The organism is Mesorhizobium sp. PL10 (assembly GCF_053714315.1).
The window spans coordinates 110,419-127,074 of sequence record NZ_JBSKBR010000004.1; the positions used below are offsets into that span (position 1 = coordinate 110,419).

13 protein-coding genes are annotated in these 16,656 nt (G+C 63.4%); 5 read left to right on the plus strand and 8 right to left on the minus strand.

What is annotated here, in order from left to right:
- Positions 1–66 precede the first annotated feature (66 nt).
- Complete coding sequence (hisN, locus tag ACWGTO_RS08905; RefSeq protein WP_454574493.1) at positions 67–840, plus strand: histidinol-phosphatase; 774 nt, start codon at positions 67–69, stop codon at positions 838–840.
- 62 nt (positions 841–902) lie between these two features.
- Here the strand turns inward: hisN and ACWGTO_RS08910 are convergent, their stop codons facing one another.
- From ACWGTO_RS08910 to ACWGTO_RS08925, 4 genes are all read right to left on the minus strand, one after another.
- Entirely contained in the window at positions 903–1,733 is an 831-nt protein-coding gene (locus ACWGTO_RS08910) for a helix-turn-helix domain-containing protein (protein ID WP_454574494.1), read from the minus strand.
- Between the two features lie 106 nt (positions 1,734–1,839).
- Positions 1,840–1,983, minus strand: coding sequence for a DUF1127 domain-containing protein (locus ACWGTO_RS08915; protein ID WP_454574495.1), 144 nt, complete (start codon positions 1,981–1,983; stop codon positions 1,840–1,842).
- Between the two features lie 99 nt (positions 1,984–2,082).
- Positions 2,083–2,253 (minus strand): hypothetical protein, encoded by a 171-nt coding sequence (locus tag ACWGTO_RS08920; protein ID WP_454574496.1) that lies wholly within the window; start codon positions 2,251–2,253, stop codon positions 2,083–2,085.
- A 171-nt stretch (positions 2,254–2,424) separates the two neighbouring features.
- Positions 2,425–3,384: an alpha/beta fold hydrolase gene (locus tag ACWGTO_RS08925; protein WP_454574497.1), complete on the minus strand. Its 960-nt coding sequence runs from the start codon at positions 3,382–3,384 to the stop codon at positions 2,425–2,427.
- A 464-nt stretch (positions 3,385–3,848) separates the two neighbouring features.
- Here ACWGTO_RS08925 and ACWGTO_RS08930 point away from each other — a divergent pair, with 464 nt between their 5' ends.
- Positions 3,849–4,316 carry an Hsp20 family protein gene (locus ACWGTO_RS08930; RefSeq protein ID WP_112559269.1) on the plus strand — a complete coding sequence of 156 codons (468 nt, stop codon included), beginning with the start codon at positions 3,849–3,851 and terminating at the stop codon, positions 4,314–4,316.
- A gap of 176 nt (positions 4,317–4,492) precedes the next feature.
- Positions 4,493–5,257, plus strand: a complete 765-nt coding sequence (locus ACWGTO_RS08935; protein ID WP_454574498.1) for a sulfite exporter TauE/SafE family protein — start codon at positions 4,493–4,495, stop codon at positions 5,255–5,257.
- Here the strand turns inward: ACWGTO_RS08935 and ACWGTO_RS08940 are convergent.
- Together ACWGTO_RS08940 and ACWGTO_RS08945 are read right to left on the minus strand one after the other, a co-directional pair.
- Positions 5,254–6,150 (minus strand): MBL fold metallo-hydrolase, encoded by an 897-nt coding sequence (locus tag ACWGTO_RS08940; RefSeq protein WP_454574499.1) that lies wholly within the window; start codon positions 6,148–6,150, stop codon positions 5,254–5,256. The two genes, ACWGTO_RS08935 and ACWGTO_RS08940, sit on opposite strands and share 4 nt — an antisense overlap.
- A 23-nt stretch (positions 6,151–6,173) precedes the next feature.
- Complete coding sequence (locus ACWGTO_RS08945) at positions 6,174–7,223, minus strand: threonine aldolase family protein (RefSeq protein WP_454574500.1); 1,050 nt, start codon at positions 7,221–7,223, stop codon at positions 6,174–6,176.
- Between the two features lie 511 nt (positions 7,224–7,734).
- On the opposite strand from ACWGTO_RS08945, the gene gltB reads away from it, so the two are divergent.
- Together gltB and ACWGTO_RS08955 are read left to right on the plus strand one after the other, a co-directional pair.
- Positions 7,735–12,495 carry a glutamate synthase large subunit gene (gene gltB / locus ACWGTO_RS08950; protein ID WP_454574501.1) on the plus strand — a complete coding sequence of 1,587 codons (4,761 nt, stop codon included), beginning with the start codon at positions 7,735–7,737 and terminating at the stop codon, positions 12,493–12,495.
- A gap of 143 nt (positions 12,496–12,638) precedes the next feature.
- Positions 12,639–14,093 (plus strand): glutamate synthase subunit beta, encoded by a 1,455-nt coding sequence (locus ACWGTO_RS08955; RefSeq protein ID WP_454574502.1) that lies wholly within the window; start codon positions 12,639–12,641, stop codon positions 14,091–14,093.
- On the opposite strand, the gene ACWGTO_RS08960 is transcribed toward ACWGTO_RS08955, so the two are convergent.
- Together ACWGTO_RS08960 and ACWGTO_RS08965 are read right to left on the minus strand one after the other, a co-directional pair.
- On the minus strand, positions 14,090–15,304 hold the full coding sequence (locus ACWGTO_RS08960; protein WP_454574503.1) for an SGNH/GDSL hydrolase family protein: 1,215 nt from the start codon (positions 15,302–15,304) through the stop codon (positions 14,090–14,092). The two genes, ACWGTO_RS08955 and ACWGTO_RS08960, sit on opposite strands and share 4 nt — an antisense overlap.
- Before the next feature lie 103 nt (positions 15,305–15,407).
- The gene (locus ACWGTO_RS08965; RefSeq protein WP_454574504.1) at positions 15,408–16,631 is read right to left on the minus strand and encodes a lytic murein transglycosylase; all 1,224 of its coding nucleotides are present in this window, start codon (positions 16,629–16,631) and stop codon (positions 15,408–15,410) included.
- Positions 16,632–16,656 lie beyond the last annotated feature (25 nt).

Genomic DNA, 16,656 nt, shown 5'->3' on the forward strand with positions numbered 1-16,656 from the left:
AACCGGCTTGTTTTGGTGCGAAAGTGCCGGCAGACCGGTCAGGCACTCTGCATGCGGGAGAATCAGGTGGACATCAGCATCGATTTCATACGCCGGATCGCGCAAGCGGCGGCGGCTGAAACCTTGCCGCGTTTCCGCGCGCAAGGCGCGGTGGCCAACAAGGAAAAAGGCAGTTTTGACCCGGTCACGGAAGCCGACCGCGAAGCCGAGCGCGCCATCCGGGCGCTGATATCGGCCGAGTATCCCGATCACGGCATTTTGGGTGAAGAGCATGGCAGCGAGAACATCTCCAGCAAGCATGTCTGGGTGATCGATCCCATCGACGGCACCCGCGCCTTCATCTCCGGGCTGCCGGTGTGGGGGACATTGGTCGGGCTCACGGTCGATGGCGACGCGGTCGCCGGCATGATGGCGCAGCCCTTCACCGGCGAGCTGTTTTACGCCAACGCTTCCGGTTCCCACTATGAAGGCCCCGGCGGCTCGCGCAAGCTCTCGACCCGCAAGACGACGAAGCTCGACGATGCGACCTTGTTCACCACCACGCCGGCGCTGTTCAAGGGCGAGGCGCGCCCACGCTTCGACCGGTTCGAAAAAGAGGTCCAGCTCGTCCGCTATGGCGCCGATTGCTACGCCTTTGCCATGATTGCCTCGGGCAGCGTCGACATCGTCGCCGATCCCGGATTGAAGCCCTATGACATCGTGGCGCTGATCCCGATCATCGAGAAGGCGGGCGGTGTCGTCACCACATTCGAAGGCGGCCCGGCGGAAAAGGGCGGCGATATACTGGCCGCGGCGACGCCGGAGCTTCATGCGGCCGCAATGGCTGCCCTGCGCGGCTGATACTTTTTGTTCGACGCAATTCCTCAGGGAAAAGCGCTACGCGCTTTTCCCTGGAACTGCTCTTAGCGCGGCTTGATCGAGCGCTGGAATTCCGCCGGCGTTCGTCCATAGACCTGCCTGAACGCCGCGCTGAAATGGCTGTGGCTGGAGAAGCCGAGGTCCATGCCGAGCGTCGTCAGATTGTCGTAGCGGCCCAGAAGGTCGAGCGCGCGCGCCAGACGCAGGCGCAGATGATAGCGATAGAGCGGCATCGCTTCGACCTGCTGGAAGACCTGCGTCAGATAAACCGATGATACCCCGACTTCGGCGGCGATCTCGGCCAGTGTCCAGCGCCGCGACAGGTCCGAGGACAGGACGAGCTTGGCGCGGTCGACCAGCTTCTGCCGGCCGGTGCTGGCGCCGGCGGCATGCGAGGTGCGCTCGCCGAGGGAGCGCCGCACCAGCGTCAGCGCCAGGGTTTCAGCCTCCAGCGTTTCGGCAATGTTGCGGCTCAGGCTGTGGCGCAGGACTGCCACCAGTGCCTGGGCCCGCGGGTCGATGCGGCGGCGCTGGCGACGAAACGCCAACGCGCTACCCGAGCGCAACTGCTGCTTGGGCGTCAGTTCCTGCAGTTGCGCCTCTTCGACGACGAGATCGAGACAGGAATCGCCACCCTCGACGGGGTGGCTGATCCGATACGACTCTGCCTCATTGAAGAACAGCAACTGGTTGGCTTCGGCGACCGCATCGTTGCGGCCGACGTGGCGCACAAAAACACCGCGATAGGGAAAAACCAGATGCGTGGCGGAGGTGCATTCCTCGTCGCTCTTGTGCCGGCATTCGCCGCTGCAGACGATGTCCCTTACCCTGACGGTACCGGTGTCCAGGAGTGTCTGTACCGTGAATTGCGACATGGCCGCGTTTCCTTTGCGCCGAAAGCTGTTGCGGCACTTTAGGCGATCGGCCTGCCCAGACCTGTCAGGAGACTTCACCTGTCAGCGCCTTCGCAACGGCCATGGCTCAGTCCCACAAGCGGCGCATATATTCCGTGTGGACCTCACCGCGCGACAAGCCGATGTCCTTGAGCTGTTCGTCGGTCATTTCGAGCAAGGCAAGGCGGCTTCGGCGCCTTTCCAGCTGACGGCCGATCCAGTTGGCCGCCAAGATGCAATGTGTCCGCAAGGACCGCCGGAAGGTCGCGGTTTGAGCTGTCGGCTGATGTGGCAGGCATTGTGCCGTCGCTGCATGATCGGGGCGCATCGCTCAGGCCTCCCCGTTGCCGATCACCGAGACGCCGGCCACTGAGGCGCCGGCTTCGTTCAGCGCTATCGCACATTCCTCGCAGCAGACCTCCACGGTCTTGCCGCCGACCTTGACGCGGATCGGGTTGGCGTCCAGCTGGCAGTCGCAGGCAGCGCAGGTTTTCTCGGTCATGATGTCATCTCCTTGGCGTTCAGTTCGACGCGGAGAGATGATCATTCCTGCATGGCGCCGGCTGTCAGAATCTTTAGCTGTTTGCCTGCGGCCGACGCCAATGGGCGGTCCTCCTGACAGGCTGTCAGCAGGCGCGAACTCAAGGCGCGCCGCAACCTGAAGCGATGGCGATCAGCCAGTGGGGTCGTCGTTGCCGGGAATGAAGGCATCGAAGGCGGCGAGCAACTGCTCGCGGTAGACATCGGCCTCCTGCAGAATCTCGTGCTTGGCGCCATCGATCATCAACAGCGAGCCGACGCGCAGACGCCTGGTGTAGGCTTCTACGGCCCTGGTCGACACGACCTGATCGGCGCCGGCGGCGATCATGAGCAGGGGGACCTGAATCTTCGCCATGAAGTCCGGCTCGCTGATGGCTTCGCTTGCCTTGATGGCGGCCTGCAGCCAGCGGATCGTCGGGCTGCCGAGCGCCAGTTGTGGATAGTCCTCGTAGATTTTCGTGTTGCGCTGATAGCGCACAGGGTCCGATGTCACCTTGTTGACGGCAAAGGGCAGGGTCTGCCTGGGTCTAGGCCCCCAGGCCGCATAGAGCCGGCCAAGGCCGAGAAAGCACAAAAACGAGCAGACGCGGCGCACCGTTTGTACAGACAGCGGAGAATCGGGCACCGTCAAGAACGGCGCGATCAGCACCATACGGCGTACCCGGTTGACCATCGACGGCGCGGCGAGCAGCGCGATCACGGCTCCGGTCGAATGGGCGAAGATGTAATACGGGCCGCGGCAATCGGGCAGTACGATGTCCTCGAAGAACTGTTCGAGGTCGCCGGTGTAGTCGTAGAAGGAGCGGACATAGCCGCGTTGCGGGTCTCTGATCAGCCGGTCCGAACCACCCTGGCCGCGCCAGTCGAGCGTGGCGACGCCGAGGCCGCGATCGGTAAGGTTGCGGATGGTCTCGAAATATTTCTCGATGCACTCGTTGCGGCCGGGCAGCAGGACGACCGTGCCCTTCAGCGGCCGGGTGACCGCGGCAAAAAGGCCGTAGCGGATCTTCTTGCCGTCGCGCGTGGTGAAGTAGCCGCCGGCGACATTTTGCGGCGGCGGGTTGCCTGGCGTGGGGTGGAAGAGGTCCGTCATTCGGCGCTTGCGTCTTCGTGGTGTCTCACCCGGCGGGGCGTCGGCATGGTGATAGACGTCAATGGATGAAAAGCAAAGGGAGGGCGCCCGGGGGGGCGGACGAACAACGAGTAAGGCCGGAAGCAGCCTGCGACGGCGTGCTTCCGGCCTCTGTCGATCCGGGAGGAAGGGACGTTACACCCGGTTCGGCTTCGTCGCGGCGCCTTCATCCGGCGCCGCCTGGTTCTTTATCCCGGCTGCACTCTAGCGCCGGCCGGCTGAACGGGCGCCGAAGCGGCGGTTCATCTGCCGTTCATCGACGCCTCAATTCACAACTCTTCAAAAATCCTTGAAATGCGCTTTTGCGCTCCCCAAATGTCGGATGCAGCCGCCGATGTCGGGGCTGCTGGTCCACGCGAAAACGCCTTTCCAGGGTTTCGCACCGGCCACACGCAAACCATGTTGCTCAAACAGGAGAACACCTCATGCGTCACGTTGATTTTTCCCCGCTTTATCGCTCGACGGTCGGCTTCGACCGCCTGTTCACCATGCTCGACTCGCTGGCCCAGCCCGATGGCGCACAGACCTACCCGCCCTACAACATCGAGCGCACCGGCGAGAACGCCTACCGCATCTCGATGGCGGTCGCCGGCTTCTCGGATGAAGAGATTTCGATCGAAGCCCACCGCAACGTGTTGACCGTCAAGGGTGAGCGCAAGGAAGAGGGCAATGGCGAGGGCTCCGAGCTGCTTTATCGCGGCATTGCTTCGCGTTCGTTCGAGCGGCGCTTCCAGCTTGCCGACCATGTCGAAGTCGTTGGCGCCACGCTGAAGAATGGCCTGCTCTTCGTCGACCTCACGCGCAACATCCCCGAGGAGCTGAAGCCGCGCAAGATCGCGATTACCGCGAGTTCCGAGAAGGCCAAGCAGATCGAGGCCAAGAACGCCGCGTAATCAAGACGGCGGCGTCACGCCCAAGGGACGTAGTAACGCCCTGAGATAGAAGCGTCTCCTCCCGAGACGAAAGCGGCGCCGCGAGGGCGCCGCTTTTTTGTTGCGTCAACTCCCTGTCACCCCAACCGCAGAGTTCTGGCTCTTTTGCAGCGTGCGTCGCCTTCCCATGAAGGACGATGTCTGATTTCCCGGCTGATTTCTCCTTGGCACTGACGGCCACCATTGCCGTCACCTTCCTGTTGGCCGGCATCGTCAAGGGCGTTACCGGCATGGGCCTGCCGACGCTGGCGATGGGGCTGCTGGGCACCATCATGCCGCCGGTCGCGGCGGCCTCGCTGCTGATCGTGCCGTCCTTCGTCACCAACATCTGGCAGCTGTTTGCCGGACCGAGCTTCGCGTCGATCCTCAGACGCCTATGGCTGATGATGATCGGCATCGTCGCCGGCACGCAGGCCGGATCGTGGCTCTTGGCCAGCGACAACGTCAAATGGACGACCGCCGGTCTCGGTGCGGCGTTGATCATCTACGCCGCCTATACGCTGCTGGGGCGGCAATTGACGGTCCCGGTGTCGGCCGAGCGCTGGGCGTCGCCCATTGTCGGTTTTCTCACCGGTCTCGTGACCGGCGGCACCGGCGTGTTCGTGGTCCCTGCCGTGCCCTACATCCAGGCGCTCGGCCTGAGCCGTGACGACCTGATCCAGGCGCTCGGCCTGTCCTTCACCGTGTCGACCATCGCGCTTGCCGCCGGGCTTGCCTCGCATGGGGCGTTCCGGGTGGAGCATATCGCCATGTCGTCGCTGGCCGTCCTGCCGGCCCTGCTCGGCATGTGGCTGGGACAGTTGCTGCGGCAGCGGATCAGCCCGGCAACCTTCCGGCGCTGGTTTCTTATTTTCCTGATCCTGCTTGGCCTGGAGCTTCTGCTGCGACCTTTCCTGGCTTAGCAGCCAGTGCCGACAGCGAGAACGGCCTCGACGTTTTGCCGGTGAACTGCTTCATACGGCGGGTAATATTCCACTGCACCCGCGGCGAACATGTCAGCGCCAAACGTCTTCAGATCCTGCTTGGCCAGATCGGCGTCTCGCCGGCAGCGGATCAGCTTGCGGACATAGTCCTGCGTCGCAGCGATGAAGTCCTTGCCATAACCGCCGGCTTCGATCGCCACCAACGAGCCGTGATTGGGCAGGATGCGGTTGATCGGCCAGCCGGCCATGCGTTCGAGATCAACCAGATGTTCGGCCAAGCGATCCGCCTCGCCGACATAGGTGATCGGGTCTTCCAGCGTGTCGCCGGCGAGCAGCAGGCCGGTTTCCGGCATGAACAGCACCGTGCCGTCATGGCTGTGGATTTCGACCTGGCGTAGTTCGACGGCAATCGAGCCAACTGTGAGGTCAAGGCTGCCTTCGAAAGTCCTGTTGGGCAGCACGAGTGGTTTGATCGGCGGGATGCCGCCTTCGATCTCGGCCTTGTTCTTCGCCAAGGCAGAGGCGGTGAGCGTGTTGGCTATGATTTCACAGTCCTGGAACACCTCGTTGCCGGCAATATGATCGTCATGCCAGTGGCTGAGAACGACCCGGATCGAGCGCACTCCCATGGCTTCGAGCGTTTGCCTGATATAGCGCGCGTGAGGCAGCGAAATATGCGTGTCGTAGACAAGCGCTTGCGGCCCGTCGACAACGGCATAGGTGCAGATCCCTAGGGCATAGGCACCGTCATCGAGCCAATTCGGCTCGTCCGACCAGGCGCGGACGCCGTCGATGCGGCCGTCGTAGAAGCCCCGCACGTTTGGCGCCGGGCGAACCAGCCGCATGGTTGAGCCGAGAGGCGGTTTGCTCATCTGCTTGCCCTCGATTGGCGGGTTCAGGCGATCAATTGGCCAAAACGGTCAACTTCATCCGACGTCGTGGCAAAGCTGGTGACGAAGCGATAGAGCAACTCGTCCTCGCCGATATGACCGTCGAAGCCGTGCGGCTTGTGCCAGTCGTAGAAGGCGGCGCCTGCCGATTGCAGCTTTTCGGCTTCCGATTTTTTCATCACCGCGAACACCTCATTGGCCTGCGGCAGCCAGGCGAGCTTTGCCGTCGCCGAATCCTCGATCGCTGCCGCCAGGCGGGCGGCCACGGCGTTGGCGTGACGGGCCGTGTCCAGCCACAGCCCATCCTTGAAATAGGCTTCGAACTGCGCGGCGATGAAACGCGACTTGGAAAACAGCTGCGCCGCCCGCTTGCGCAGGAAGGACAATTCCTTGGCGCGGTCGAGATCGAACAGCACAATGGCCTCGGCGCACCAGCAGCCATTCTTGGTGCCGCCGAAGGAGACGATGTCGACGCCGCGCTTCCAGGTCATTTCCGCAGGCGTCGTCCCGAGCGCGACCAGCGCGTTGGCAAAACGCGCGCCGTCCATATGCAGCGGCAAAGCGTGTCGCTTGGCGATCTCCGAAATGGCGGAGATGTCATTGAGCCCGTACACGGTGCCGACTTCAGTCGATTGGGTGATCGACACGGCCATCGGCCGCCCCCAGTGGACGATCTCGGGTGCGAACCGGCCAACGATCCGTTCGAGATTGTGCGGGTCGATCTTGCCCAGGGCGCCGTCGATCGCATGCAGGCGCGAGCCGGCGCTGAAATATTCCGGCGCGCCGCATTCATCCTCGATGATGTGCGATTCACGATGGGCGAAGGAAATGCCGCCAGGTTTGTTGTAGGCGGCCAGCGACAGCGCGTTGGCGGCGGTGCCGGTGGCGACGAAGAACACCTGAACGTCGCGTTCGAAAATCTCGCTGAAGCGCCGGTAGACGGCGCGGTCGAGGTCGCCATCGCCATAGGCCGCGGCGGTGCCGGCGGCATGGCGGGTCAGGTTGGCCGAGATGTCGGGATGGACGCCCGCCCAGTTGTCGGATGCAAAGAACATTAGGAAAGGTCCATGTCTGGTTGCGAAGTCTGGTTGAAAAGGAGCGCGACCATGGCTGCTCCGGGGTTTGACGCGCAAGGGCCAAGGGCTGAAAAAGCGGTAAAGCCAGAGGCTGATCACCGAGGGTGTGCAGGGACAGAAGTTTTCGTTTCGACTGCGCACGACGTAATTTTCTGTCGCCAAACGCCCAAGATTTTTGTGAATCGGTCTTGTGTGCGCCCAGGATTTCTGCCATAAAAATTTAGGACAGTAGTACTGTCTTATTTTGTCGCACAAGTCAGGCTGGATTGGCGTATCATTTGGGCCACTCCGGCCGTTGCCGCGAGCGACGGGTAGACGGCTCGGCTGTGGCCTGTACGATACCGGATACGAACCGGCGGCGCACCGCTCGGTTCGCCAAGGATTTCGCAAGACGTGCCGCAAGAATGAGAGCGGAAGCCAGTCGCTTCCCAAGGTAAACCAGCGCCCCGAGGCTGACCAATGCCAGTGGGCCGGAACGGAGGACGAGACGATGACGGAATTGACGCCATCTGCGATCAACGGCCAGGCCGCGCAGACGAAAGCGGCGGCCGTCAAAAATCCGTCCGTCACCACTGGCTCGACTATTGGCCGAACCACCAACGGCCGAACCCCCAACGGTATGGCCGCGCAGGGTCTCTACGATCCGCGCAATGAGCATGATGCCTGCGGCGTCGGCTTCATCGTCGACATGAAGAACGTCAAGTCGCACCAGATCGTCAAGGACGGGCTGTTCGTGCTCGAAAACCTGACGCATCGCGGCGCCGTCGGCGCCGATCCGCTGATGGGCGACGGCGCCGGCGTGCTGGTGCAGATTCCCGACCGTTTCTTCCGCGAGGAGATGGCGGCGCAGGGCGTGGAACTGCCGGCGACGGGCCAATACGGCGTCGGCCACTGGTTCATGCCGCAGGACGCGGCGCTGCGCGCTCATATCGAAGACATCATCGCCGAATCGGCACAGTCCGAAGGGCTGCCGCTGCTCGGCTTCCGCGACGTGCCGGTCGACAATTCATCGCTGTCGAAGGCGCCGGATATCGCGGCATCCGAGCCGTTCCATCGCCAGGTCTTCATCGGTCGCACGGCTGACATCTCCGACGACGAGGAATACGAGGCCAGGCTCTATCTGCTGCGCAAGGTCATTTCGGGCCGCATCTATGCCGAGAACAACAACAGGGATATCGGCGCGTATTGCGTGTCGCTGTCGGCGCGCACCATCGTCTACAAAGGCATGTTCCTGGCCTATCAGGTCGGCGCTTACTACAAGGACTTGTCCGATCCGCGTTTCGAGACCGCGCTGATCCTCGTCCACCAGCGTTTTTCGACCAACACCTTCCCATCGTGGAAGCTGGCGCATCCCTACCGCATGGTCGCGCATAATGGCGAGATCAACACGGTGCGCGGCAACAACAACTGGATGGCGGCGCGCCAGGCTTCGGTCGATTCCGAACTGTTCGGCAACAACATCTCCAAGCTGTGGCCGATCTCCTATGACGGCCAGTCCGACACTGCGTGTTTCGACAATGCACTCGAATTCCTGTTCCAGGGCGGCTACAGCCTCAGCCATGCCATGATGATGCTGATCCCGGAAGCCTGGGCCGGCAACAAGCTGATGGATGCCGACCGCAAGGCTTTCTACGAATACCACGCAGCCCTGATGGAGCCGTGGGACGGGCCCGCCGCGGTCGCCTTCACCGACGGCCGCCAGATCGGCGCCACGCTCGACCGCAACGGGCTTCGCCCGGCGCGCTACATCGTCACCGATGACGACCGCGTCATCATGGCCTCGGAAGCCGGCGTGCTGCCGGTGCCGGAGGAGAAAATTGTCAAGAAGTGGCGGCTGCAGCCCGGCCGCATGCTTTTGATCGACCTCGCCAAGGGCCGCATCATTTCCGACGAGGAGATCAAGTCGGAGATCGCGACCAGGCATCCCTACAAGACATGGCTCAACAACACGCAGCTGATCCTTGAGGATCTCAAGCCGGTCGAGCCACGGGCGCTGCGCAAGGATGTCAGCCTGCTCGATCGGCAGCAGGCGTTCGGCTACAGCCAGGAAGACACCAAGCTGTTGATGTCGCCGATGGCGACCACCGGCCAGGAGGCAGTTGGCTCGATGGGCACCGACACGCCGATCTCGGCGATGTCGGACAAGTCGAAGCTGCTCTACACCTACTTCAAGCAGAACTTCGCCCAGGTCACCAACCCGCCGATCGACCCCATCCGCGAGGAGCTGGTGATGAGCCTGGTGTCCTTCATCGGGCCGCGGCCGAACATCTTCGACTTGGTCGGCAATTCGCGCCGCAAGCGGCTCGAAGTGCGCCAGCCGATCCTGACCAATGGCGATCTGGAAAAGATCCGCTCGATTGGTCATACGGAAGACCGTTTCGACACCAAGACGATCGACATCACCTATGGGTCGAGCGAGGGCGCCGCCGGCATGCAGGGCGCCGTCGAACGTCTGTGCGAGCGCGCCGAGGCGGCCGTCGCCGGCGGCTACAACATCATCATTCTGTCCGACCGCCAGGTCGGGCCGGACCGGATCGCCATTCCGGCGCTGCTGGCGACGGCCGCCGTGCATCATCATCTGATCCGCAAGGGACTGCGCACCGCAGTCGGCCTGGTCGTCGAATCCGGCGAGCCGCGCGAAGTGCATCATTTCTGCTGCCTCGCCGGCTATGGCGCCGAAGCGATCAATCCGTACCTCGCCTTCGATACTCTGCTCGACATGCACAAGCGCGGCGAACTGCCGGAAGAGGTCGACGCCTATGAGGTCGTCTCGCGCTACATAAAGTCGATCGGCAAGGGCATCCTCAAGGTGATGTCCAAGATGGGCATCTCGACCTACCAGTCCTATTGCGGCGCGCAGATATTCGACGCCATCGGGCTTAAGTCGGATTTCGTCGAGAAGTACTTTACCGGCACCGCGACGCTGATCGAAGGTGTGGGCTTGGACGAGGTCGCGGCCGAGACGCTCAGCCGCCACACGGACGGTTTCGGCAACGACCCGGTGCTGCGCAACAGCCTCGAGGTCGGCGGCGAGTACATGTACCGCATGCGTGGCGAAGCCCATATGTGGTCACCCGATGCGGTTGCCACCTTGCAGCACGCCGTGCGCCAGGGCTCGTGGGAGACGTTCAAGGAATACTCGGCACAGATCGACAGCGAGACGGCCCGCGCACAGACCATTCGCGGCCTGTTCAGGATAAAGCTGGCGGAAGAGACCGGCCGCAAGAAGGTTGCGATAGAGGACGTGATGTCGGCGGCCGACATCGTCAAGCGCTTCTCGACCGGAGCGATGTCGTTCGGCTCGATCTCGCGTGAAGCGCACACCACGCTGGCGCGCGCCATGAACCAGATCGGCGGCAAGTCGAACACCGGCGAAGGCGGCGAAGAAGCCGACCGTTATCTGCCGCTGCCCGGCGGCGGCAAGAACCCGGAACGCTCGGCGATCAAGCAGGTCGCCTCGGGACGGTTCGGCGTGACGGCCGAATATCTCGTCAATTCCGATGTCATGCAGATCAAGGTCGCGCAGGGCGCCAAGCCCGGCGAGGGCGGCCAGCTGCCCGGCCACAAGGTCGACGCGACCATCGCCAAAGTCAGGCACTCGACGCCTGGTGTCGGCCTGATCTCGCCCCCGCCGCATCACGACATCTATTCGATCGAGGATCTGGCGCAGCTGATCTACGATCTGAAGAACGTCAACCCGGCGGCCGATGTCTCGGTCAAGCTGGTGTCGGAAGTCGGTGTCGGCACGGTTGCGGCCGGCGTCGCCAAGGCGCGCGCCGACCACATCACTATTTCGGGCTATGATGGCGGCACCGGCGCGTCGCCGCTGACCTCGCTCAAGCATGCCGGCAGCCCGTGGGAAATGGGTCTTGCCGAGACGCATCAGACGCTGGTGCTGAACGGCTTGCGTTCACGTGTTGCGCTGCAGGTCGATGGCGGCCTGCGCACCGGGCGTGACGTCATCATCGGCGCGCTGCTGGGCGCCGACGAGTTCGGCTTCTCGACCGCGCCGCTGATCGCGGCCGGCTGCATCATGATGCGCAAGTGCCATCTCAATACCTGCCCGGTCGGCGTCGCGACGCAGGACCCGGTGCTGCGCAAGCGCTTCAAGGGCACGCCCGAGCATGTCATCAACTTCTTCTTCTACGTGGCGGAAGAGGTGAGGGGGCTGCTCGCCGAAATGGGCTACACCCATATCGACCAGATCGTCGGCGACAGCGACCTTCTCGAAAAGCGCGAAATGATCCAGCACTGGAAGGCGCGCGGGCTCGATTTCGGCAAGATGTTCTTCAAGCCGGACGCGCCGCATGAAGCCATACATTGGACCGAGCGGCAGAAGCATCCGATCGACGACGTGCTCGACCGCAAGCTGATCGAGTTGGCGAAGCCGGCACTCGAGGCCAAGCAGCCGGTCAAGATCGAGGTCGACATCCGCAATGTCGACCGCTCGACCGGCGCCATGCTGTCGGGCGAAGTCGCCAAGCGCTTCAGGCACAAGGGTCTGCGCGAAGACACGATCCAGGTGAAGCTGACCGGCACTGCCGGCCAGTCCTTCGGCGCCTTCCTGGCGCGCGGCATCTCGTTCGATCTCGTCGGCGCCGCCAACGACTATGTCGGCAAAGGCCTGTCGGGCGGACGCATCGTCATCCGGCCGCCGGAAGAATCCAGGATCGTCGCGGCTGAATCGATCATCGTGGGCAATACGGTGCTCTATGGCGCCACCGAGGGTGAGGCCTATTTCGCCGGTGTCGCCGGCGAACGGTTCGCGGTGCGCAACTCGGGCGTGGCTGCCGTCGTCGAAGGTGTCGGCGATCATGGCTGCGAGTACATGACCGGCGGCATCGTCGTCGTCATCGGTCAGACTGGCCGCAACTTCGCCGCGGGCATGTCGGGCGGCGTCGCCTATGTGCTCGACGAGGCCGGCGATTTCGCTGCGCGTTGCAACATGGCGATGGTCGAGCTGGAGCCGGTTCCGGAGGAGGACGATCTGATGGAAAGGCTGCTGCACCATGGCGGCGACCTCGACCACAAGGGCCGCGTCGACGTCTCCGGCGACATGACCAGCCATGACGAGGAGCGGCTCTACCAGCTGATCTCGAACCACGTCCATTTCACGGGCTCGGTGCGCGGCCGCCAGATACTGGACGACTGGACGACATTCCGGCCGAAATTCCGCAAGATCATGCCGGTCGAATACCGCCGTGCACTGATCGAGATGGAACGCATGCGCATGGGCGTGGCGGCGGAATAGGCTTTTGAGACGTGCCGGGAAGCCCAGGTTTCCCGGCGGAACTTTCAGCGACAGTTTGACCTCGGATGAAGGTTGCCATGGCTGCCTCAAGGGGTTAACGGGTGCGGCGAACCCCGCACCATCTGGACAGCAGGAACTGGACTATGGGCAAGGTAACAGGCTTTCTCGAAATCGACCGGCAGGTGCACAAGTACCAGCCGGCCTCCGACCGCATCCGGCATTTCCGCGAGTTCACGCTGCCGATGTCGGACAAGGAGGTCGAGAAACAGGCTGCGCGCTGCATGGATTGCGGCATTCCGTTCTGCCACGGCCCGACCGGTTGCCCGATCCACAACCAGATCCCGGACTGGAACGACCTCGTCTATAATGGCGATTGGGACAATGCGATCCGCAACCTGCATTCGACCAACAATTTCCCCGAATTCACCGGCCGCATCTGCCCCGCCCCCTGCGAGGAAGCCTGCACGCTGAACCTCGAAGACATTCCGGTCGCCATCAAGACGGTCGAGCAGGCGATCGCCGACAAGGCTTACGAAACCGGCCATATCCGGCCCTATCCGCCGGAGAAGAAGACGGGCAAGCGGGTTGCCGTCATCGGCTCCGGCCCGGCCGGCATGGCGGCCGCGCAGCAGCTTGGCCGCGCTGGGCATGAGGTCAGCGTCTATGAACGTGAGAGCCGCCCCGGCGGGCTGATGCGTTATGGCATTCCCGACTTCAAGATCGAGAAGCACTATATCGACCGTCGCATCGAGCAGATGCAGGGCGAGGGCGTGACCTTCCATTGCGGCGTCAATGTCGGTGTCGACAAGCCCGTGGCAGAGCTGCTCGCCGCATATGATGCGGTGCTCTATTGCGGCGGTTCGGAATCGCCTCGCCCGGCCAACATTCCGGGCGACGATCTCGGCGGCGTCTATGATGCCATGCCCTATCTGGTGCAACAGAACCGCCGCGTCGGTGGCGAGCCGATCCAGTCGGTGGCATGGCCGTCGCATCCGATCATCGCCGGAGGCCAGCATGTCGTCGTCGTGGGCGGCGGCGATACCGCGTCCGACTGCGTCGGCACGGCCTTCCGCCAGGGCGCGGTGCGCGTCACCCAGCTCGACATCCGCCCGCAGCCGCCAGAAAAGGAAGACAAGCTTGCGGTCTGGCCCTACTGGGCGACCAAGATGCGGACATCGTCGTCGCAGGCCGAAGGTGCCGAGCGCGAATTCCAGGTGGCGACGCTCGAATTCATCGGCGAAGACGGCCAGCTGACCGGCGTCAAGTGCTGCGAGGTCGACGAGAAGCGCAAGCCGATCGCCGGGACTGAGTTCGTCATCCGCGCCGATCTCGCCTTCATCGCCATCGGCTTTGCCGGACCGGCTGCCGTGGGCGTGGCGAAGGAGCTGGAAGGTGAGATGAAAATCGTCACCGACAAACGGCGTTCCAGGAATGTCGAAGCCAACGATCGCGATTACAAGACCAGCGTCGACAAGTTTTACGCCGCCGGCGACGTGCGCCGCGGCCAGTCGCTGGTGGTCTGGGCGATCCGCGAAGGCCGCCAGGCGGCACGCTCGATCGACGAAGCGCTGATGGGGACGACGGTACTCCCCCGTTAACGGTTGATTGCCGTCGTCGTATTCGTCGCGGCGGCCGTGGCCGGAGCCTTGGGCGGCCAGGAGAAATCGTCGGCGCGGCCGGGGGACGCCTCGGGGGCCTTGCCTTCGAGGATGAGCTTTTCGCCAGGCAGATCCGGATTGGCCCTGGGCGCCGCCGCAGCACCGAGAAGCTCGGAGCCGCCGTCGAGCGCCGGATCGTTGAGCAGCATCGGAACAGTGCGATCGACCACGATGGGCGCGGCGGGCAGGGACGGAGCCTCGACTGGGGCGCCGGCGGGTGCGGCAGCCGTCACCACGCTTCCCGGCGCTGCCAGGCCGAGGATCTTGGCCAGCGGTTTTTCGGTGTAGAAGGCGAGCTTCCGCTTGCCGGCTTTCGAGACGTTGATGCCGTCGTCGGAACGCAGCCGCACAGCCTGGCCGTTAATATCGGGGCCGGTCGAGACGAAGGCGCCGTTCTCGTCGACGAACCCGTCCCAGACATCGACGAATTCGCCGCCGTTCTTCTCGGCGGCCGAGTGGTAAATGTCGTTGAAGGCCAGCATGTCGGAAGTCATCTTCGGCGCCTTGAAGGCCGGCATGCCGACCCACAGATACGGCACTTTGGTCGACGCCAGCGCCTTGCCGAAGGCCTCGGTCCGGCGTTCATATTCCGTGGTCCAGTTCTCGGAACGCGGCTGTTCGCGCACGTCGTTGACGCGCATCTGCTGGCGGTCGTTGGAGCCCAGCATGACGACGACCGCTGCCGGCTTCTCGGTCTCGATCAGCGCTTTGACCTGTTCGGGCCAGTTGTAGACGTCGTCGCGCACGAAGCCGGAGGAGCCGTTGGCGCGCTCGACGATCCTGACGGCGGGGTTCGCGGCAAAGGCGGTGTCGAGGCCCTCGGCAAGGCCACTCGCCATGAAATCGCCGATCACCAGGATGACGCGGGAATCCGGCGCTTTCTCGACAACCGGAACGGCAGGTTCAACGGGTGCACGGGGCTTCTTCTTGACCTTCGGCTTTGCCTTGCGGATGTCGAGCGGCGGCTCAATGCGCTCGCTGCGGCGCGGGAACAGAAGGTCGCGCAGCGACCAGCCGCGGTTCTGCGGTTGTTCCTGAGCCAACGCCGGGGTGTGGAAGGTGCCGGCGATTCCCGTCGCCAGGACGACGATGGCCAGAACGAGGATCGGCAAGCGGAAAACGACCACACGGATACGCGCTGCCGAAACCAAGCACCCTCTCCATCCCTTGGCACATGAGCCCTCGGGGCGTCATGCACAGACCGATGCTACAGCGTCCCTTGCGCGTCGCAAATGCGCTGCACTGCCGATGGCTCTATTTCTTTCTGAGCCATTTGAGCACTTCCATGCTCGGATAGCCGTCCTGGGTCAAGCCGACCTTTGCCTGATAGGTCATGATGGCGGTTTTCGTGCCGTCACCGATCTTGCCGTCGAACTTGCCGTCGTAAAGCCCGTGCTGCGAAAGCCGCTTCTGCAACTCCTGCCTTTCCTCGAAGGACAGTTTTGTGAAAGGCCGCTTCCAGTCCTGCACCAAGCCACTAGAACCGGCGATTTCGTCGGCAAGAAGGCCGACGGCAAGGGCATATTTGTCGGCGTTGTTGTAGGCCTTGATGACGGAGAAGTTCTTGATCATCAGGAAGGCCGGTCCGCCGCGGCCGTCCGGCACTTTCAGCGTCGCCTTGTCGGTTGCGTTCTTGAACGGCTTGCCATTGGCCCTGGCGACGCCGAGCGCCTGCCACTGCGCCAGCGTCTTCGAGCCGGCGGGCAGTTTGCCGGCCGGAATGGTGACTTCGTAGCCCCAGGTCTTGCCGCCTTGCCAGCCATTTTTCTTCAACAGATTGGCCGATGTCGCCAGCGCGTCGGGGATCGAATTCCAGATGTCGCGCCTGCCGTTGCCGTCCATGTCGACGGCATAATGCTGATAGCTGGTCGGGATGAACTGGGTCTGGCCCATGGCGCCGGCCCAGGAGCCCATCAGGTGGCTTTCGTCGATGTCGCCGGTCTGCAGGATCTTCAGCGCGGCGACCAATTGGGTGCGGGCGAATTTCGACCGCTTCGGATCGCCATAGGCGAGCGTCGCCAGCGAGCGGATGACATTGCGCATGATATCGTCGCGCTTGAGGATTTCGCCATAGTTCGATTCCATCGACCAGATGGCGAGCAGGATGTAGCGATCGACGCCGAACCTCGCCTCGATCCGGTCCAGCCAGGGCTTCCATTTCTTCGCCATCTGCTGGCCGACGGCAACCGACTGGTCATGGACGCGGTTGTCGAAATAATCCCAGGCGGGCGCGCTGAACTCAGGCTGCGTGCGGGCCTTTTCCAGCACCACCGGGTCGGGTTCGTTGATGCCCCGGAACGCCTGATCGTAGACGGCGCCGGAAACGCCGCCTGCCACGGCGGTGGCGCGGAAGCCGGCGACCCATTGCCGGAAACCGGCATCGGCAAAGGCCGGCCCGGCAGGCATCAGCAAAGCGAGCGAGAGGCTGGCCGCCGTCAGGACGCTGGTAAAGAGTTTTGCGGCACTGCGAACGGACATCCTTTCCCCCTTCTCTATCTCAGGA

Bases quoted from the DNA above. Each gene is read 5' to 3' on its own strand.
- ACWGTO_RS08955 (WP_454574502.1), top strand. From the start codon at position 12,639: ATGGGCAAGGTAACAGGCTTTCTCGAAATCGACCGGCAGGTGCACAAG.
- ACWGTO_RS08925 (WP_454574497.1), bottom strand. From the start codon at position 3,384: ATGACGGACCTCTTCCACCCCACGCCAGGCAACCCGCCGCCGCAAAAT.
- ACWGTO_RS08920 (WP_454574496.1), bottom strand. From the start codon at position 2,253: ATGACCGAGAAAACCTGCGCTGCCTGCGACTGCCAGCTGGACGCCAAC.
- ACWGTO_RS08945 (WP_454574500.1), bottom strand. From the start codon at position 7,223: ATGTTCTTTGCATCCGACAACTGGGCGGGCGTCCATCCCGACATCTCG.
- ACWGTO_RS08965 (WP_454574504.1), bottom strand. From the start codon at position 16,631: ATGTCCGTTCGCAGTGCCGCAAAACTCTTTACCAGCGTCCTGACGGCG.
- gltB (WP_454574501.1), top strand. From the start codon at position 7,735: ATGACGGAATTGACGCCATCTGCGATCAACGGCCAGGCCGCGCAGACG.
- ACWGTO_RS08910 (WP_454574494.1), bottom strand. From the start codon at position 1,733: ATGTCGCAATTCACGGTACAGACACTCCTGGACACCGGTACCGTCAGG.
- ACWGTO_RS08930 (WP_112559269.1), top strand. From the start codon at position 3,849: ATGCGTCACGTTGATTTTTCCCCGCTTTATCGCTCGACGGTCGGCTTC.
- ACWGTO_RS08940 (WP_454574499.1), bottom strand. From the start codon at position 6,150: ATGAGCAAACCGCCTCTCGGCTCAACCATGCGGCTGGTTCGCCCGGCG.
- ACWGTO_RS08935 (WP_454574498.1), top strand. From the start codon at position 4,493: ATGTCTGATTTCCCGGCTGATTTCTCCTTGGCACTGACGGCCACCATT.